The sequence below is a fragment of the Verrucosispora sp. WMMD573 genome, from assembly GCF_027497175.1.
Lineage (GTDB): Bacteria > Actinomycetota > Actinomycetes > Mycobacteriales > Micromonosporaceae > Micromonospora.
Genome location: NZ_CP114901.1, coordinates 3731100 through 3749268 on the forward strand (window position 1 = coordinate 3731100; position 18169 = coordinate 3749268).

Annotated in this window: 20 protein-coding genes; 8 read left to right on the top strand and 12 right to left on the bottom strand. The window is 71.2% G+C overall.

The features are described from left to right. Positions 1 to 36 precede the first annotated feature (36 nt). Positions 37 to 1500 carry an argininosuccinate lyase gene (gene argH / locus O7601_RS17105; protein ID WP_281566958.1) on the top strand — a complete coding sequence of 488 codons (1464 nt, stop codon included), beginning with the start codon at positions 37 to 39 and terminating at the stop codon, positions 1498 to 1500. Positions 1501 to 1601: 101 nt separating this feature from the next. Here argH and O7601_RS17110 read toward each other — a convergent pair whose 3' ends face one another. The 4 genes from O7601_RS17110 to O7601_RS17125 form a co-directional block, all read right to left on the bottom strand. Further along, positions 1602 to 2009 (bottom strand): DNA-binding protein, encoded by a 408-nt coding sequence (locus O7601_RS17110; protein WP_281562116.1) that lies wholly within the window; start codon positions 2007 to 2009, stop codon positions 1602 to 1604. Between the two features lie 112 nt (positions 2010 to 2121). Beyond that, positions 2122 to 4032 carry an EAL domain-containing protein gene (locus tag O7601_RS17115; protein ID WP_281562117.1) on the bottom strand — a complete coding sequence of 637 codons (1911 nt, stop codon included), beginning with the start codon at positions 4030 to 4032 and terminating at the stop codon, positions 2122 to 2124. Beyond that, entirely contained in the window at positions 4019 to 4645 is a 627-nt protein-coding gene (locus O7601_RS17120; RefSeq protein WP_281562118.1) for an RNA polymerase sigma factor, read from the bottom strand. The genes O7601_RS17115 and O7601_RS17120 overlap by 14 nt, the downstream gene beginning before the upstream one ends. Continuing rightward, positions 4642 to 4929 (bottom strand): hypothetical protein, encoded by a 288-nt coding sequence (locus tag O7601_RS17125; protein WP_281562119.1) that lies wholly within the window; start codon positions 4927 to 4929, stop codon positions 4642 to 4644. The genes O7601_RS17120 and O7601_RS17125 overlap by 4 nt, the downstream gene beginning before the upstream one ends. Positions 4930 to 5224: 295 nt before the next feature. Between O7601_RS17125 and O7601_RS17130 the strand changes: the two genes are divergently transcribed. From O7601_RS17130 to O7601_RS17140, 3 genes are all read left to right on the top strand, one after another. Further along, the gene (locus O7601_RS17130) at positions 5225 to 5830 is read left to right on the top strand and encodes a DNA-3-methyladenine glycosylase (protein WP_281562120.1); all 606 of its coding nucleotides are present in this window, start codon (positions 5225 to 5227) and stop codon (positions 5828 to 5830) included. A 222-nt stretch (positions 5831 to 6052) separates the two neighbouring features. Further along, positions 6053 to 7192: an LLM class flavin-dependent oxidoreductase gene (locus O7601_RS17135; protein WP_281562121.1), complete on the top strand. Its 1140-nt coding sequence runs from the start codon at positions 6053 to 6055 to the stop codon at positions 7190 to 7192. After that, positions 7189 to 7812 (top strand): FMN reductase, encoded by a 624-nt coding sequence (locus tag O7601_RS17140; RefSeq protein WP_281562122.1) that lies wholly within the window; start codon positions 7189 to 7191, stop codon positions 7810 to 7812. Before O7601_RS17135 ends, O7601_RS17140 begins: the two co-directional genes overlap by 4 nt. Positions 7813 to 7860: 48 nt before the next feature. Here O7601_RS17140 and O7601_RS17145 read toward each other — a convergent pair whose 3' ends face one another. From O7601_RS17145 to O7601_RS17160, 4 genes are all read right to left on the bottom strand, one after another. Then, positions 7861 to 8706, bottom strand: a complete 846-nt coding sequence (locus O7601_RS17145; RefSeq protein WP_281562123.1) for a universal stress protein — start codon at positions 8704 to 8706, stop codon at positions 7861 to 7863. A 66-nt stretch (positions 8707 to 8772) separates the two neighbouring features. Next, positions 8773 to 9669, bottom strand: coding sequence for a universal stress protein (locus O7601_RS17150; protein WP_281562124.1), 897 nt, complete (start codon positions 9667 to 9669; stop codon positions 8773 to 8775). Positions 9670 to 9703: 34 nt separating this feature from the next. Then, the gene (locus tag O7601_RS17155; RefSeq protein WP_281562125.1) at positions 9704 to 10420 is read right to left on the bottom strand and encodes a cation-translocating P-type ATPase C-terminal domain-containing protein; all 717 of its coding nucleotides are present in this window, start codon (positions 10418 to 10420) and stop codon (positions 9704 to 9706) included. A 257-nt stretch (positions 10421 to 10677) separates the two neighbouring features. Beyond that, positions 10678 to 10803 carry a hypothetical protein gene (locus tag O7601_RS17160; protein ID WP_281562126.1) on the bottom strand — a complete coding sequence of 42 codons (126 nt, stop codon included), beginning with the start codon at positions 10801 to 10803 and terminating at the stop codon, positions 10678 to 10680. Positions 10804 to 10931: 128 nt separating this feature from the next. Between O7601_RS17160 and O7601_RS17165 the strand changes: the two genes are divergently transcribed. The 3 genes from O7601_RS17165 (at position 10932) to O7601_RS17175 (ending at position 13673) form a co-directional block, all read left to right on the top strand. Then, on the top strand, positions 10932 to 11411 hold the full coding sequence (locus O7601_RS17165; RefSeq protein WP_281562127.1) for a GNAT family N-acetyltransferase: 480 nt from the start codon (positions 10932 to 10934) through the stop codon (positions 11409 to 11411). Between the two features lie 70 nt (positions 11412 to 11481). Then, positions 11482 to 12117 carry a hypothetical protein gene (locus O7601_RS17170; protein ID WP_281562128.1) on the top strand — a complete coding sequence of 212 codons (636 nt, stop codon included), beginning with the start codon at positions 11482 to 11484 and terminating at the stop codon, positions 12115 to 12117. A 122-nt stretch (positions 12118 to 12239) separates the two neighbouring features. Then, on the top strand, positions 12240 to 13673 hold the full coding sequence (locus O7601_RS17175) for a hemolysin family protein (protein WP_281562129.1): 1434 nt from the start codon (positions 12240 to 12242) through the stop codon (positions 13671 to 13673). Positions 13674 to 13723: 50 nt separating this feature from the next. On the opposite strand, the gene O7601_RS17180 is transcribed toward O7601_RS17175, so the two are convergent. The 4 genes from O7601_RS17180 to O7601_RS17195 form a co-directional block, all read right to left on the bottom strand. Beyond that, the gene (locus O7601_RS17180; protein ID WP_281562130.1) at positions 13724 to 14038 is read right to left on the bottom strand and encodes a PRC-barrel domain-containing protein; all 315 of its coding nucleotides are present in this window, start codon (positions 14036 to 14038) and stop codon (positions 13724 to 13726) included. Then, a complete protein-coding gene (locus tag O7601_RS17185) occupies positions 14025 to 14405 on the bottom strand; it encodes a hypothetical protein (RefSeq protein ID WP_281562131.1) in 381 nt (126 codons plus the stop codon). The genes O7601_RS17180 and O7601_RS17185 overlap by 14 nt, the downstream gene beginning before the upstream one ends. Then, positions 14402 to 15628, bottom strand: a complete 1227-nt coding sequence (locus tag O7601_RS17190) for a divalent metal cation transporter (protein WP_281562132.1) — start codon at positions 15626 to 15628, stop codon at positions 14402 to 14404. Before O7601_RS17190 ends, O7601_RS17185 begins: the two co-directional genes overlap by 4 nt. A gap of 198 nt (positions 15629 to 15826) precedes the next feature. After that, a complete protein-coding gene (locus tag O7601_RS17195) occupies positions 15827 to 16207 on the bottom strand; it encodes a PaaI family thioesterase (RefSeq protein ID WP_281566959.1) in 381 nt (126 codons plus the stop codon). A gap of 113 nt (positions 16208 to 16320) precedes the next feature. On the opposite strand from O7601_RS17195, the gene tyrS reads away from it, so the two are divergent. Next, entirely contained in the window at positions 16321 to 17607 is a 1287-nt protein-coding gene (tyrS, locus tag O7601_RS17200) for a tyrosine--tRNA ligase (protein WP_281562133.1), read from the top strand. Positions 17608 to 18169 lie beyond the last annotated feature (562 nt).

Here is an 18169-nt window from a genome sequence, read left to right on the forward strand (position 1 = left end):
TGCCCGGTGGGGAGGCTGCTGATCGTGGGGACCACAATTGACCGGGTGGATGACAAGAGCCTGACCGAGAACAGCGCAGCGGCCAACCGGACGAGCCTGTGGGGAGGGCGCTTCGCCGGCGGCCCGTCGGAGGCCCTGGCCCGCCTGTCGGTGAGCGTGCAGTTCGACTGGCGGCTGGCCCCGTACGACATCGCCGGTTCCCGGGCGCACGCCCGGGTGCTGGCCGGCGCCGGCCTGCTCGACCCGGAGGAGCTGGGCCGCATCCTGGCCGCCCTCGATGACCTGGAGGCCGCCTGCGCGTCGGGCGCGTTCCGCCCCACCGTCGACGACGAGGACGTGCACACCGCCCTGGAGCGTGGGCTGCTGGAACGGCTCGGCAGTCTCGGCGGCAAGCTGCGCGCCGGCCGGTCCCGTAACGACCAGGTCGCCACCGACCTGCGGCTCTACCTGCGCGACCACGCCCGGGGCGTGGCCGGGCGGCTGGTGGAGCTGGCCGAGGCGCTGGTCGAGCAGGCCGGGCGGCACGTGGACACCGCCGCACCCGGCATGACGCACCTGCAACACGCCCAGCCGGTCACCTTCGGCCACTGGCTGCTCGCTCACGTGCAGCCGCTGCTGCGGGATCTGGAGCGGTTGCGCGACTGGGACCACCGGGCCGCGGTCAGCCCGCTCGGCGCGGGGGCGCTGGCCGGTTCCGGGCTGCCGCTGGACCCGGTGGCGGTCTCGAAGGAGCTGGGGTTCCGGACGTCCTTCGCCAACTCGATGGACGCGGTCGCCGACCGGGATTTCGTCGCCGAGTTCCTCTTCGTCACCGCGATGATCGGCGTGCACCTGTCCCGGCTCGGTGAGGAGGTGGTGCTCTGGACGTCGCAGGAGTTCGGCTGGGTCGAGTTGGACGACGCCTTCGCCACCGGCTCGTCGATCATGCCGCAGAAGAAGAACGCGGACATCGCCGAGCTGGCCCGGGGCAAGTCCGGCCGGCTGGTCGGCGGGCTCGTCGCGGTGCTGACCATGCTCAAGGGCCTGCCGATGACGTACGACCGGGACATGCAGGAGGACAAGGAGCCGGCCTTCGACGCGGTCGACACCCTGGAACTGCTGCTGCCGGCGCTCGCCGGGATGATCTCCACGATGACGGTACGCGTCGACCGCCTGGTCGCCGCCGCGCCGGTGGGCTTCTCCCTGGCCACCGAGGTGGCTGACTGGCTGGTCCGCAGGGGCGTGCCGTTCCGCGACGCGCACGAGATCACCGGCAAGCTGGTGGCGCTCTGCGCGGCCCGGGACTGCGCCCTCGACGAGGTTTCGGACGCCGACCTGGCCACCGTCAGCGAGCACCTCGACCCGAGCGTGCGTGACGTGCTCTCGGTCCGTTCCGCCCTCGCCGCCCGGATCACCCCCGGCTCCACCGGCCCGGGCCCGGTAGCCGACCAACTAGCCACCGCCGCCGACCAGCTCACCACCTGGCGCGATTGGTCCGCCGAATCGGTAGTACCGCGCTGACCCGCACCCCTTCGCGATTTCTCGTGCAGTTTCGGGGAAACTGTCGCCTTCAGTCTCGCTGAGGCGACAGGTTTCCCCGAAACTGCTGCTCGGATGGGCGGTCAGGTAGCGGGGGAGGTGCGGGTGGAGAGGCGGTCGTGGCGTTGGCGGGCGGCCTGGGCGCTGCCGAGGCCGAGGCCGTGGCCGATCGCCTGCCAGGTGAGGCCACGGCTGCGGGCCAGGTTGAACAGTCCTGACTCCATGGTGTCGATCTCCGCCCGCAGGTGCGGGAAGAGGGCGAGTGCGGCGAGCAGATCCTCCTGATCGACCGGCTCCTCGCCGGGCACCGGCTCGGCTGCCCCGGCGGCCAGCGCCAGAAGTACGGCGATCGCCTCGTACGGGTCGGCGGCGTACGGGTTGGCGTGCCGTCGCCGCTGCCTCTCGGTGGCGGCATGACGCTCGGTCAACCGGTGCAGAGCGGCGTAGGCGCGGTGGCTGGTCTCGGTGCCGGTACGGCTCTCGGTGGGCATACCCTATCGCAGCACTTCAACGAAACGTTGTCAACGAAATGTTGAAGCACTGCTCCTCGGTGCGTCCCACGTGGGGCTCGCTGCGGACCACTGGGTGCTGCTGGCCGACCTCCTAACCGAGCGCGGTGTACTGCGATGGGACTCGAAACACGAATTCGATACTTCGTACCTGCTCCTCCGGACAGACGGCTATCGGTTCAGGTCTGCCGGTCTGGTAGCCCTGCGCGAAGTCGACACCGCAGTTCCTGAGCAGCTCGATGGTCTCGTCGTCCTGCACATGTTCGGCGGCAACCTGAATCCCCAAGGCGTGCCCCAGGTTGACCATGCCCGAGACGATGGCCTGGTTCGCCGGTGACCGACGGAGGTCGGCCACGAACATCCCGTCGATCTTGACGAGATCGACCGGGAGGTACTTCAGATGGGAGAGGGTGGCGTACCCCGTGCCGAAGTCGTCGAGGGCCAGGCCACAGCCGATCTCCCTGATTCCGCAGGCGAAGTCCAGGGCTTCGTTGCGGTTCTCGATGAGTGCGGTTTCGGTGATCTCGAAGGTCAGGCACTCCGGCCTGACCCTGTGCCGGTGGATCGCCTCGGTCACGTAGCTGAGCAGGCCGGGGTCGGCCAGCGACTTGCCAGAGATGTTGACCTGGTAATGGGAGGTCTGGCTGCCCCGACCGATCAGTTCCAAGGCGTGGTCGATGACCCACTTGTCAACCGCGAGGATCTCGCCGACCCGCTCGGCCATGTCGAGGAAGGGCCATGGAGCGACGAGTTCGCCGGTCTCGCTGGGCACCCGCAGCAGAATCTCATGTCGGGTGACCTGGTTGAGGCGGAGGTCGACGATGGGCTGAGCGAAGAGAGCGAACCGGTTGGCGGAGACCGCGCGGCGTACCCGGGCACGGCATCGTTCGCTACGATCCCGGTCCGGCACGGGCTGGTCGAGCACGGTGACCGGGGCGCCCTGGGCACGCGCGTCATGGGCCGCGTGCTCGCCGTCGATGAGTAACTCTGATCCACTGGCCTGGACGCCGCCGTGGAAGTGCACCACGCCCGCCCAGGTGTTGAGCCGCGACGTGCGCTGCCGGATGCCGAACAGATGGCGTCGGAACTCCTCGACGATCCGGGTGGCCAATGCTTCGGCGGCGGCGGAGTGCTCGTCGACCGGGCTCAGCAGGACGCCCCACCGGCCCGGACCTACCACCCCGCAGGTGACCTGGTCGCCGACAATCGCGCGCAGCAACTGAGCGACGGATGCGGTCAACTCGTCGCGGTCCTCGTCGCTGAGTGCATCAGGAATACGCGTGGCGGGTTCGGTCGCCACGATGATGAGCGCGCCAGCGGTGGTGCGACGGGCGCGATCCACCTCGTCGGTCAGGTAGCCGCGGGTCGGCAGTCCGGTCAGGATGTCCTGTGCGGAGAGGTCGGCCGAGAGCATCTGACTGCGGATGGTCCGCCTTTGTCGCTCCTGCCGGGCGACTTCGAGGGCGGTGACGTCCTCGCCGGTGGCGATCATGCCCGAAGGCTGGCCTGCGGTTTCGACTATCTCGACGTGGCAGTGCACGTGGCGGACGCTGCCGCCCGGCTGCGTCACCCGGAAGGTGACCTCGTCGGGACGCTTCTGCCGCCATACCGTCCGGACCACTCGGCGCACCCTACGTAGGTCGTCGGGATGCACGAGTTCGCCGAGCGTTTCGGGAGTGAGGCGCAGCGTGCCCGGCGCATGTCCAAAGATCATCGCCATCTCATCGGACCAGGTGAGACGCCCGAGGCCGTCGGCTTTGTCGCCGGCCGTCCAGATGATGGTGCCCAGCTTGGCCAACTGGGCGGCGCGGGCGACCCGGGTCGCCTCGTCGACCCCCGTGGCCAGTGGGTCGACGAGATCGGTGTCGACGAAGATGTCGTGCCCCTCGGCGCATGATTGGTCGTACTGGCTCTGGACGGCCCGCGCGAAGCGGCGGGCGCGGGCGAGTTCCAGCGGACTGGTCCGGCGGGTTCGGGCCAGCGCCAGGATGTCATCGAGATCCACGGCTGTCTCCCTTGCGCCGGGGACCTTCCGAGTCCGTGTAGCCAGCCTCCTCGGCCAGTTCACGCAGCCGCTTCTTCGCGGCGGCCTTGTAGCAACGGACGCTGCTCTCGGTCAGCCCGAGGATGCGGGCGATATCCTGGATGGAGAAACCGTCGTGGTCCATCTGGAACACCTCGGCGTGTCGAGGTGGCAGCTGACGCAACCAGGTACGCAGTGTCTCCTGCGCCTCCCACACGTCGGCGACGTCCGGGTGCGGCGCCGACGGTGGTAACTCCTCCGGCGCGACCGCGTTCTCCCGCCGCTGGCGCTGCTCCGCCTTCATGATTTTGAACCGGGCGGTCTTGATCACCCAGGCGGCCGGTTTGACGTGCTCACGGAGCATGGACCACTTGATCCGACCGACATGGTAGGCCTCGTTGAGCGCGTCCTCGACCAGTCCGCGGTCGCGACACCTCGCGCTGAGGGCGCGCTCTGCCTGGTGGTACGAAGCCTCATAGAAGGCGGCGAACTGCTGATCATCCTCGGCCTTACGGCGCGCGGCCTCCGCCTTGCGCATGGCCTCCCGGTCCGCCGGCTCCGGGGTCAGGGCGGCGGTGCCCTCGACCCCGGTCACGCGGCTTCCCTGGCGTCGGCACCCGGCATCACGCGGCCGCCCAGTTCCACCTCGCGATGCCCGTCGCGATCACGCTCCACGATTCGGACCACCTCGCGTTCGGCCGCCAGCTCGACCAGCCCGGCCAGCCGGGCTGCGGTGCGTGTCGATGTCTCGCGTTCCTGGTGCAGCCGGGTACGGTGTGCCACGTAGGCGCGTACCAGTCCGGCGGCCGTGGCGGCGATGCTCAGCACCAGAGCCGTCGCTCCAAGATCGGAGAGCGGCCCCGACAGTGTCTCGATCATCTCTCTCCTTGTTCAACAGTCCCGTCAATCACTATCCGTGGTGATGGCCCTGATGTTTATGGCACAGCGTCCACAAAGTTCCCAGAGATCAATGATCACGACTTTCACCTGCTTGAACAGCGAAAAGTCACGAAGCTGGCACGCTGGGCTAAGGGGGTTCGAAGGCGTGCCTCGGCAACCCTGACGACCCCACTAGGTGACTCTGCGTATAGCCATCGCCTAACGGGTGGCCGCTGTGCGGGCAAAAGAGGGGTGTCTGGTTGCCGGCCGGACCCGGGCCGGGTTACCTGGGGGCGTGGAACATTCCTGGCTCAGTGCCCCGGCCGCCGACGTCGCCCAGACGGCGCGGAACCTGCTGGGCTGGGAGGTGTCGGCCAACGGGGTCCGGGTCCGGCTCACCGAGGTCGAGGCGTACGCCGGCACCGGCGCGGATCCCGCCTCGCACGCCCATCGTGGTCCGACCCCACGGACGCAGGTCATGTTCGGCGCTGCGGGGCACGCCTACACGTACTTCGTCTTCGGGATGCACTGGTGCCTCAACATCGTCTGCGGCGCCGAGGGGGAGGCGGCGGCGGTGCTGCTGCGTGCCGGCGAGGTGGTCGACGGCGTGGACCTGGCCCGCAAGCGGCGCGGCGAGGTGGCCGACCGGGATCTCGCGCGGGGGCCGGCCCGGCTGGTGGTCGCGCTTGGCGTCGACGCGGCGGCGAACGGCACCTGCCTGCTCGACGGGACCGGGCCGCTGCTGCTGACGCCGCCGACCCGCCCGGTCGCGCCGTCGGCTGTCTCCGCGGGCCCGCGGGTCGGCGTGGCCGCCGCGCACGACAGGCCCTGGCGCTTCTGGATCACCGGCGATCCGACCATCAGTCCGTACCGCCGGCACGTGCCACGACGCCGTGCCTGACCTGGTTCGCGACGTGCGCCGGTCCAGCAGCGCCCGATCAGCCGCCCGCCCGATCAGCCGCACGTCCGACCAGCCGACCGACCGGCCGGTGCGGACCGGGGATGAGGGGGCGTGACGGGGGAACACTGGCGCGAGACGGACTCGCGGAATAGTTGACTCGTCAAATATGTTGTCGGGGGCATCGGGCATCACCGCCCGGTCGGACGACACGAGGGAGCGGTCATGCAGTTCGGAGTCTTCACCGTCGGCGACGTCACGGTCGACCCGACCAACGGCCGGGAGCCCACCGAAGCCGAACGGATCAAGGCGATGACCACCATCGCGCTGAAGGCCGAGGAGGTCGGCCTCGACGTCTTCGCCACCGGCGAGCACCACAACCCGCCGTTCGTGCCCTCGTCGCCCACCACCATGCTGGGTTGGATCGCCGCCCGCACCGAGCGGCTGCTGCTGTCCACCGCGACCACGTTGATCACCACCAACGACCCGGTGAAGATCGCCGAGGACTACGCGATGCTGCAACACCTCGCCGACGGCCGGGTCGACCTGATGATGGGGCGGGGCAACACCGGGCCGGTCTACCCCTGGTTCGGGCAGGACATCCGCAACGGCATCCCGCTCGCCATCGAGAACTACGACCTGCTGCGCCGGTTGTGGCGCGAGGACGTGGTCGACTGGAAGGGCAGGTTCCGCACCCCGTTGCAGTCGTTCACCTCGACGCCGCGCCCGCTCGACGGCGTGCCCCCGTTCGTGTGGCACGGCTCCATCCGCAGCCCGGAGATCGCCGAGCAGGCCGCCTACTACGGCGACGGGTTCTTCGCCAACCACATCTTCTGGCCCGCCGAGCACACCCGGCGGATGGTCGGCCTGTACCGGCAGCGCTTCGAGCACTACGGTCACGGCTCCGCCGACCAGGCGATCGTGGGTCTCGGTGGCCAGGTGTTCATGCGGCGCAACTCCCAGGACGCGGTGCGTGAGTTCCGCCCCTACTTCGACAACGCCCCGGTCTACGGCCACGGCCCCTCGCTGGAGGAGTTCACCGCGCAGACCCCGCTGACCGTGGGCAGCCCGCAGCAGGTCATCGACCGTACGCTCAGCTTCCGCGACTACGTGGGTGACTACCAGCGGCAGTTGTTCCTCGTCGACCACGCCGGGCTGCCGTTGAAGACGGTCCTGGAGCAGCTCGATCTGCTCGGCGAGGAGGTCGTGCCGGTGCTGCGCAAGGAGTTCGAGTCGCTGCGGCCGGCGCACGTGCCGCTGGCACCGACCCACGCCTCGCTGCTGGCCGCCGCCGGAGGAGGCAGCGACAGCACCGTCCACGCCGTCGACGACGTCACCGGCCGGGCGCCGGAGGCCGCCCGATGACCGTGCGTACCCTCGCCGTGGTCTCGGCCGGTCTCAGCCAGCCCTCGTCGACCCGGCTGCTCGCCGACCAACTCGCCGCGGCGACCCGCGACGAGTTGGTCCGGCACGGGGAGCAGGTCCAGCTGCGCCCGGTCGAGCTGCGCGAACACGCCCACGACATCGTCAACCACCTGCTCACCGGCTTTCCGTCGGAGCAGCTGCGGCAGGTGATGGACGAGGTCACCGGCGCCGACGGGCTGATCGCCGTCAGCCCGATCTTCAACGCCTCGTACAACGGGCTGTTCAAGGCCTTCTTCGACCTGGTGGACGCCGACGCGCTCGGCGGCCGTGCGGTGCTGATCGGCGCAACCGGCGGCACCGCACGGCACTCCCTGGCGCTGGAGCACGCGCTCCGTCCGATGTTCACCTACCTGCGGGCGGTGGTGGCGCCGACCGCGGTCTTCGCCGCACCGGAGGACTGGTCCGGCGGCACCGTCGACGGCGCGTTGCGCGCCCGGATCGAGCGCGCGGGTCGGGAACTGGCCGAGCTGGTACGGCGCAGCGCGCCGTCCAGCGGCCCTGCCGACCCGTTCGCCCTGACCACCAGCTTCGACGAGCTGCTTCACGGCCGCGACAGCTGATCTCCGCCGGCCGGGCCGCCATTCGTTGGCGGCCCGGCCGACGGATGGTCACTGCTCCGGCTCGTGCGGGTGGGCGATGAGCACCGGGCAGCGGGCGTGGTGCACAAGCGTCTGGCTTACCGAGCCGAGCAGCAGCCCGGCGAAGCCGCCCCGACCGCGCGAACCGGCCACCACGAGCGCCGCGTCACCGGTCGCCTCGATCAGCGCCTGGTCGGGCTTGGGCGCGACGAGCACCCGTTCCTGCACGGTCAGCCCCGGGTGACTGCCGCGCGCCGCCGCACCGGCGGTGGCGAGCAGGTCCGCCGCCTTCCCCTCGTCGTCGCCTTCGTCGGCGACGTGCATCAGCACCAGCGTCCCGCCGCGCCGGCCGGCCTCCTCGGCGCCGTAACCGACGGCGAGCTCGGCCGACTCCGAACCGTCCACACCGACCAGCACCGGGCCCTCGGTGGGGATCGGACGGTCGGGCGGACGGATCACCAGCACCGGGCAGTGCCCGTGCGCCGCGACCTGGGTGCCGACCGAGCCGAGCAGCAGCCCGGCGAAGCCGCCCAGGCCCCGGCTGCCCACCACCACCAACTCCGCCCGCCGGGACTCCTCGACCAGCGTCGCACCCGGCCCGCCGGCCACCTGACGCACGTCGACCGTCAGCCCCGGCCACCGGTCGACCAGTTCAGCGGCGGTCTGTTCGAGCATCTTGCGGCCGTCCTCCGACGCTGCCGGCACGCCCACCTCGTACGGGTTGATCGGCACGCCGTAGCCGAGCGGGTGCAGGTAGCCGTGCACCAGGTGCAACGGGCGGGACCGCCACACCGCCGCCTCCGCCGCGTGCTCCGCGGCCACCAGGCTCGGCGGCGATCCGTCCACCCCCACCACGACAGGTCGGTTCATCGTCACTCCACAGGTCGGTCAGGGTTCATTGTCGACGCGTCCCGCCGCCGGGACGCGTCGACACACCACCGGTCAGGTCCCCTCGACCGTACGCAGCTTCCGGACGACCGCCAGCGGGGAGTGGGCGTGGTGCAGCACGGCGTGGCTGACCGAGCCGAGCAGCAGCCCGCCCAGCGCCCCGCGCCCCCGCGCGCCCACCACCACCAGCTGGGCGGTGCGGGACTCCTCCACCAGCGCCCGACCCGGGGAACCGCGCACCAGCCGTCGCCGCACCGGCACCTCCGGATAGCGCTCGGACCAGCCGGCCACCGCCTCGGCGAGGACGCGCTCCTCCTCGTCCCGGAAGGCGTCCAGGTCGTAGACCAGCGGCAGGATGTCACCGGGGCCGGCCGGGGTCGGATAGAGCCAGGCGTGCACCGCGACCAGTTCGCTGCCGCGCCACGCCGCCTCCTCGAAGGCGAACCGGACGGCCTCCCGGGACAACTCCGAACCGTCGACGCCGACCACCACCGGCCCGTCCGCCCGCGATTCGCCGCGAACCACCAGCACCGGGCCGTCCGCGTGGGCGCTGACCTGCACGGCCACCGAGCCGAGCAGCAGCCCGGCGAAGCCGCCCAGCCCCCGGTTGCCGAGGACTACCAACGCCGCGTCCCGGGCCTCGGCGAGCAGGACGGTGCTCGCCGCTCCGTCGACCACCTCGCCGGTCACCGCCACCTCCGGGGCCGCCTTGCCGGCCTCGGCGACGGCGTCGGCAAGATACCTGTCGGCCTGGTTGCGCAGGCCGCCGTCGGCCGGCCCGCTCGGCGCGGGACCCAACGGCACTCCCATCAGCGGCCAGATGAACGCGTGCACGATCCGCAGCGGGCGGTGCCGGTACGCCGCCTCCCGCGCGGCGGCGCGCACCGCGTGCAGGCCGATCTCGGAACCGTCCACACCCACCACGACGGGGGCGCCGGTGTTGCTGGCCATCACATCTCCTCCTCGACTCCGCTGTCAGCCTCGCTCACCTGACGGCGTCAGGGTGGGCAGATCGACTCCCGACGTACTCCGGGTCGGCCGCGGCACCGGGGCGGCGTCGGGTCAGCCGCAGCACCAGGGCGGGTAGGACGCTCACCGCGCCACAGGCCAGCAGGTCGGTGACGCCGAGCACCTCGGTGCCGAGCAGCTCCCGCAGCGGCGGCAGCAGCACTCCGGCCACCTGGAGCAGCGCGGAGGCGGCGACCGCGAGCGGCAACGCCAGGTTGCCCCGCCGTTGTCCGGCCGGTCGTGGCGCACGGACCGCCAGGGCCACGCCGAGCTGGGCCAGGCCGAGCACGACGAAGATCACCGACTGCCACGGCCGGTTCCAGTGGGCGGCGAGCACACCCGCGCCCAGGGTCACCGCCGCGATCAGCGCCCCGCCGACCAGGATCTGCCTACCCAGGCCCGCGCCGAGCACCGACTCCTGCGGTGAGCGTGGCACCCGGCGCAGGGTGCCGGGTTCGGCCGGTTCGGCGCCCAGGGCCACCCCGGGCACCCCGTGGGTGAGCAGGTTGATCCAGAGGATCTGGGCCGGCAGCAGCGGCACGGGCAGGCCGAACAGCGGCCCGAGCAGCATCACCGTAATCTCGGCCACCCCGCCGGAGAGGGCGTAGCGCAGGAACCGGCGGATGTCGGGTGCCGCCGCGACGATGCTCTGCCTGCGTACGTCCCCGGCCGCGACCTGGACCTGTCCGGCCACCGCCCGCTCCGCCCTCTGCGCCGGACGTACCCCGACGGCACGCCCTTCAGACGTCAGCCTCGCCGAGGCCGGCACCGCCCGGCAGGGGCGATCCGCCCGCGCTCCCCGGGACCAACGGCCCTGCCGGCCCATCCCACGCGGCGACGCCGGCACGCTGCTCGCCCCTCGGGCCGGGCACCCACGTCCCGGCCGACGTCGCTCCTGATCCGGGCAACATCCGTGATGTTGCTGCCTCCGGCCGTCCGAAGGCGGCAACATCACCGAAAGTGCTCGACGTGGCGTACCGCCCGGGGGTGCGGAGTGCGTACGGCGAGGAAGCTGACCCAGCCGACCGGATTCATGGTCAAGCCGCCCTTGATGACGTCGTACACGTACCTGGTCATGACCCGGCCTCCACTCCGCCGTCGATGCCTCTGCCTCGTTGGTAGCAACGCCGCCGCTGGTGGGGGCAGGGCCGAAAGCCGATCCGAACAGGTCGCTGGTCCTCAACCGGGCCGCGTATGGTCGGCCGGTGACCGACGACCTGCGGCTGCGCCCGGTACGCGAGGACGACCTGGTGGAGTTCTTCGTCCACCAGCTCGACCCGGAGGCCAGCCGGATGGCCGCCTTCGGCGCCGAGGATCCGACGGACCGGCGGGCGTTCGCCGCGCACTGGGTCCGCATTCTCACCGGTCCGGAGAACCTGGCCCGCACGGTGACCGTCGACGACACGGTGGTCGGTCACGTGCTGGCCTTCCCGGTCGACGACGCGTTCGAGGTCAGCTACTGGATCGACCGGGCGCACTGGGGCCGCGGGTACGCCACCCGCGCCCTGGCCGCGCTGCTGCGGGAGGTCACCCGCCGGCCGCTGTTCGCGCGGACGGCCACCGACAACGTCGCGTCGCTGACGGTGCTGCGTCGCTGCGGGTTCGTGGTGCGCGGCACCGACCGGGCGTACGCCCCGGGCCGCGGCCACGAGATCGACGAGCACGTGCTGGAACTGCCCGCGTGACCGGGTGCCGATCCGGCGTGATCCGCCCCCGGGCACCGGGGCTGACCAGGGCGGCGACTACCCTCGCGGGGTGAACTGGCTGGAACTGGTCGGCTGGGCCGGCTCCGCGCTGCTGGTCTGGTCGCTGCTACAGACGCGCATCCTGCGGCTGCGCGCCCTCAACCTGGTCGGCTGTGTTGTCCTGATCGGCTACAACGCCACGATCCGGGTCTGGCCCATGGTCGGGCTGAACGTGGTGTTGGCCGTCATCAACATCTGGTACCTGCGGCGACTGCTCAGCACCCGACACGACGAGCAGACCTACCAGGTCGTCGAGGTGGGGGCCGACGACGCGTTCCTGGCCCACACGCTGCGGGTGCACGCCGCCGACATCGCCCGGTTCAACCCGGGCTTCCACCCGGACCGGCTGGCCGGCCGCTCGGCCTTCCTCGTCGTACGCGCCGACGAGGTCGTCGGGGTGGTGCTGGTGCGCGACGTCGGCGACGGGGTGGCCCAGGTCGACCTGGACTACGTCACCCCGCCGTTTCGTGACTTCACCCCCGGCGAGTTCGTCTACCGGCGCAGCAGCCTGTTCACCGACCGCGGGTTCCGCCAGGTGCTGAGCCCACCGGGCATGGTCGCCCCGTACTACCACCGTCTCGGGTTCCGCCGCGCGGGGGAGTCGTACGTGCTGGATCTGCCGGCACCGGCGCTGCCGCAGGGCTGAGCGCGCCCCGGCTCCACCTGGTGATGATTCACCGCCGGAGTGAGTGGGCATAGGCTCCGCTACGCCGGCGGGGCCGCCACCGGCGGCGCCACCCGGCGCGGTCCAGCGAGGGAGAACCGGGCGTGCAGAGCTACTGGAGCCAGCTGGCCCTGGTCGCAGTCCTGATCGTGGTGAACGCGATCTTCGCCGGCAGCGAGCTGGCGCTGGTGTCGCTGCGGGACAGCCAGCTCCAACGGCTGGAACGCACCGGGCGCACGGGCCGGGTACTGGCCCGGCTGGCCCGCGACCCCAACCGATTCCTGGCCACCATCCAGATCGGCATCACGCTGGCCGGGTTCCTCGCCTCGGCCGCCGCCGCGGTGTCGCTGGCCCAGCCGCTGGTTCCGCTGCTGGAGGGTGTCTTCGGCCGGGCCGCCGGCCCGTTGTCCGTGGTGCTGGTCACGTTGGTGCTGACCTTCGTCACCCTGGTCTTCGGTGAGCTGGCCCCGAAACGGATCGCCATGCAGGTCCCGGAGCGGTGGGCGCTGCTCGTCGCCCGCCCGCTGGATCTGCTCGCCGGTCTCACCCGGCCGGTCGTCTGGGTGCTCGGTGCCACGAGCGACCTGGTGGTACGGCTGTTCGGGCTGGATCCGAAGCCCGAGCGGGACGAGATCAGCCCGGACGAGCTGCGGGACATCGTGGCCGGTCACCACGGCTTCACCAAGGAGCAGCAGACCATCATCGCCGGTGCCGTGGAGATCGCCGAGCGGCGGCTGCGGGCGGTGCTGGTGCCGAGGTTGCAGGTGTTCTGCCTGGACAGCGGCACCACGGCGGAGGCCGCCCGGCTGGTGCTGGCCGCCTCCGGGCACTCCCGCGCGCCGGTGGTCCGCCACGGCGGCCTGGACGATTCGGTGGGCGTCATCCACCTGCGGGACCTGGTCGGCGTCGCTGACGACCAGCCGGTCGACGAGTACACTCGCCCGCCGCTGCTGCTGCCGGACTCGGTGCTGGTGGTCGACGCGCTGCGCCGGTTCAAGGCCGAACGCCAGCACATGGCCCTGGTCGTCGACGAACGCGGTGCCGTCGAGGGCATCGTCACCCTGGAGGACATCCTCGAGGAGATCGTCGGGGAGATCTACGACGAGACCGACCGGGACGTCGGTGCGGTACGCACCGACGACGACGGGGCACTGCTGCTGCCGGGCACGTTTCCCGTGCACGATCTGCCCGACATCGGTGTGGAGCTGCCCGGGCGTCCGGACGGTGCCTACACCACCGTGGCCGGGCTGCTTCTGGCCGGTCTCGGCCGGATCCCCCGCGCCGGGGAGCATCTCACCGTCGATGCCTGGCGGCTGGAGGTGACGCTCGCCGACGACCGGGCGGTCTCCGGTGTCCGGCTGCGCCGGGTGACAGCGGCACCCGGGGACCCGGAAGCCCTCGGGACAGCGGTGTCCGAGGCTTCCGGCGCGGCCGAGGCGGCCGCACCTGCCGTCCCCGACGTGCCCGAGGCGCAGCCGGACGAGCCGTCGGGCACGCCGACCGACGGCTCTTCGGTTCTGGACGGCACCCGGCGCTGAGAGCGCGGGTGCGCCGGCCCGCCCGCGACGGTCGTCGTTCGCGCTGCGAGTCAGCTGCCGGCTGCCCGGCCTGGGCCGCGCGGGCCGGGCAGTGGCGGATCCAACCGCACCCGATCCATCGGCACCTGCCGGGTGCTTCGACCGAGCAGCCGGGCCAGCGCCCGAATCGCCCAGGGGCCCGACGGGTGCCGCTGCGGACCGATCAGCCGCCCACTCAGCCGGCCGTACCAGTGTCGGGTGACGACCAGGTCGGTCAACCGCAGCGGGCCGTCCGCGGGGCCGCGCAGCACGAGATCCACCACCCGACCCAGCCGGCGGCCCTGAAGGTCGTACGCGGTCCGACCCAACAGCTCACCCGCTCGCACGGTGCGCCCCGGGTATCCGATCGATCACGTGCCGGCGCAACCACTCCTCCACCGGCGAGGTGGGCAGCTCGTCGGCCCGTACCCGCAGCCACACCGCACTGTCCACCCGTTCGACAAGCGCGTACGGGATGCGCAGTGGCGCCATCGGCCGGTCCGTGACGAACCGCTCGGCGGTCAGCACCAGCATCCGGCCCAGCCGGCCGCCGACCCGCTGCCCGAGCGCGCCCGGCCCACTGAGCAGCGACCGTAGGTACGGCACCCCGTCCCCGTCCAGCGCGAACTCCACGTCGTCGACCTTGCCGATGAGCCTCCCGTCGCGATCGACCAGTTGCCGGTCGAGCAGTTCCTGGCTGATCTGGATCCTCACTGGCCCATCCTCGTACCGATCGCCAGTGGTACGGCGACGATCGAGGCGGCGAGGATGACCAGCAGCAGCACCGCGCCCAGCAGGTTGAGTGCCCGGCCGTTGACCCGGCCACCCAGGTAGGTGTGGTCGTTGGCGACCACCAGGATCGGCAGGTAGATCAGCGGCAACGCCACCGCGCTGATGATCAGCATGTACTCGGTGAGCGACACCGGGTCGACCGTGGTGAGCAGCAGGAGCACCCCGAGCAGCACGCTGACCAGCAACACCGTGTGGAAGCGAGCCGCCTCGCGCGGGCTCACCCGCTTGCCCCACTGCCAGCCGAAATACTGGGCGGCGGCGTACGCGGCGGACAGGCCGGTCTCCAACGCGGCGCCGAAGGTGACCGCGAAGAACGCCAGTGCCGCCACCGCCAGGCCGGCCGCGCCGAAGGCCAGCACCACCGGGTGCGCGACCTGGTCGAGGCTGTCCACCGACAGGCCGGCGGGGCGTAGCACCACCGCCGCCGTCGCGATCAGCGACAGGGCGAGGAAGCCGCCGACCGGAAAGCCGACCAACACGCTGAAGCGGGCATCGGCCAGGTCGTCCGCGCTCCACCGTTCCTCGACCCCGCCGGAGGAGAAGAAGAAGACCTCGTACGGGCTGACCGTCGAGGCGAACAGCGCCACCGCGACGAACCAGTACGCCCCCCACCCCTGACCGGAGTCGTCGGGTGCCACGGCGCTGCGACCGAGCGCCGCCCAGTCGGTCGGCAGCCAGAACAGGGCGACGGCGAACACCACCAACGCGAGCCCGGCCAGCCCGAAGACCCGTTCCATCACCGGGAACCGCATCCGCCACAGCACCAGCCAGACCGCGATCCCGGCGACGGGCACCCAGAGCAGGTACGGCACGCCGGTGGCCAGCCGCAACGCCAGCGCCACCCCGCCCAGTTCGGCAGCCAGGGTGATCACCGTGACCAGGTACGACGCCACCAGGTTGAGCAGTGCCATCCGTGCGCCGAGCCGCTCCCGGACCAGGTCGAACACGGCCCGGCCGGTCACCGCCGCGATCCGTCCGGCCATTTCCGCGTACGCGCAGATGGCGACGACCCCGAGCAGCAGCACCCAGGTGTGCGCCATGCCGAAGCGGGCCCCGGCCTGGCCGGCGGCGACCAGGTCGCCGATGTCGACGAAGCCGCCGACCGCGGACAGGATGCCGAGCGTGGCGGCGAGGAGCTTCCTCACGTCGGCGATGCGGGCTCGGTCATCGACGCGACGATAACGCCACCAAAGCCGCCATCTACCCGAAACCGCCTTCAGTGCTGCTCAGGCATCGCGGCGACGATGAGCGGCGGCCGGGGCTGCGCGCGGTTTCCTGTCGAGGGCGTGCTACCCGCTCGGCGAGCGCTCTGAGCCGACCACCCTGGTCAGTCGCGGCTCCTGTCAGTTCTCGGCCGGGTAGAGGTTCTGGAGGCGGACCTGACCACGGGCGACCAGCCGCCCGTCCGCGTCCGTGATCTCCACCTGCCACAGTTGCTGGCTCCGTCCCCGGTGCACCGGGGTGCCGACCGCGACCAACTCGCCCTCGGCCACGGCCCGCAGGAAGTCGGTCTGGTTGGACACCCCGACCACCCGCCCGCGCTCACCCAGCCAGACACCGGCACCCAGGCTCGCCGCCGTCTCCACCACCGAGCAGTGGACGCCGCCGTGCAGGATGCCGTACGGCTGGTGCAGCTCGGGGCGGACCCGCCAGCGGATCGTGACCCGGTCCCCGCTGATCTCGTCCAACTCCAGCCCGAGCAGGGCGAAGAAACCACCCGACATCGTCGACACGTCCACGGTCACCTCCACGATCTTGGAATCGCCAGCCTAGTGCCGGTGCCTGTCGCCGGAACCCGGTAGGGCCGGACCGGGCTGATGGGGGACAATCGGTGACCGTGACCGACAGCACCCTCCCGCCGCCCCGGCGGGACTCCCTGACCGATGACCTGCGCTGGCGGGGTCTGCTCCAGGACTCCACCGACCCGGACGAGCTGCGCGCGCTGCTCGACGGCCCGGGATCCGCCTTCTACGTGGGTTTCGACCCGACCGCGCCAAGCCTGCACGTCGGCCACCTGATGCAGGTCACCACCGCCCGTCGCCTCCAGCTCGCCGGGCACCGGCCACTGCTGCTGGTCGGGGGCGCCACCGGCCAGATCGGTGATCCGAAGGAGAGCGCGGAACGGACTCTCAACCCGCCGGAGGTCGTGGCGACCTGGGTGCAGCGGATCCGTGACCAGCTCGCGCCCTTCGTGTCGTACACCGGAGACCATGCCGCCCGCCTGGTCAACAACCTGGACTGGACCGGCGAGATGTCGGTGGTGGAGTTCCTGCGCGACGTGGGCAAGCACTTCCCGGTCAACCGGATGCTGGCCCGTGAGGTGGTCCGCGCCCGGCTGGAGAGCGGGATCAGCTTCACCGAGTTCAGCTACCAGTTGCTACAGGCCAACGACTTCTTCGAGCTGCACCGGCGGCACGGCTGCCAGCTCCAGTTCGGTGGCTCGGACCAGTGGGGCAACATCACCGCCGGAGTCGACTACGTGCGGCGGCGCGGGCTCGGGCCGGTCCAGGCGTTCACCACCCCGCTGGTGACCAAGTCGGACGGCTCGAAGTTCGGCAAGACCGAGGGCGGCGCGATCTGGCTCGATGCCGAGATGACCAGCCCGTACGCCTTCTACCAGTTCTGGATCAACGTCGATGACCGGGACGTGGGCCGTTACCTGCGCTACTTCAGCTTCCGCAGCCGGGAGGAACTGGAGGAGTTGGAGAAGGAGACGGCGGAGCGGCCGGCGGGGCGGGCCGCTCAGCGCGCTCTCGCCGAGGAGCTGACCACCCTGGTGCACGGCGAGCGGGAGATGGCCCAGGTGGTTGCCGCCAGTCAGGCCCTGTTCGGCCGGGGATCGTTGGACGACCTGTCCGCGGTGACGCTGCGCGCCGCGCTCACCGAGGCCGGGCTGGTACGCCTCGACGAACTCCCGGAGGTGGCCGCCCTGTTGAAGGCGGCCGGCCTGGTGCCGAGCATGAAGGAGGCCCGACGGGTGATCGCGGAGGGCGGCGCCTACGTCAACAATGTCCGTGTCGTCGCGGCGGACGCCGTGGTCTCGCCGGCCGATCTGCTGCACGGCAGATATCTGGTGCTGCGCCGGGGAAAGCGTTCCTTCGCCGGGGTGGAGGTCGGCGCCTGATCGCCGGCGGACAGGTGTGACGCGGGACGCGCCCGGCGGATTTGACGATCAATCCGCCGGGCGCGTAACTTTCTCTCTGCCAACGCGGAACGGACGTAACAGGGCGAAAGCCCCAGGCCGGAGCGTAGGCAGACCTTCGGTGCGGGTGGTGAACGGTCACCTGTCGCCGAACCGGGCGGTGCCCCAGATTCGTCGGGAGGCGGATTTGGCGGGGCGAAACCGACCGGGTATGGTTGACGACCGGTAGGGCTCCAGGCGCGCTCGCGGTACACCGCAGCGGCTGGCCTGCCACAACCACGACAGGACCGGCGCAGGCCGGTGCGATCGTGGTGCCCGGAGAATGGGTAGAAGCGTGACAGAGCGGCGCAAGCCGGTTTGACACGGCAGAAACCGCCGGGTAACGTAGTAAAAGTGCCCGGCGCGGTTGTGGCGGGTGTGGTGCCCCGGATGGTGGCCCCTTTTGTGGGGTTGTTTGATGGTGTGTGGTTGTTCTTTGAGAACTCAACAGGGTGCTTGATAAGCCAGTGCCAAGTTTGTTTTTTTCCCGGGCTGGCCAGGTTTT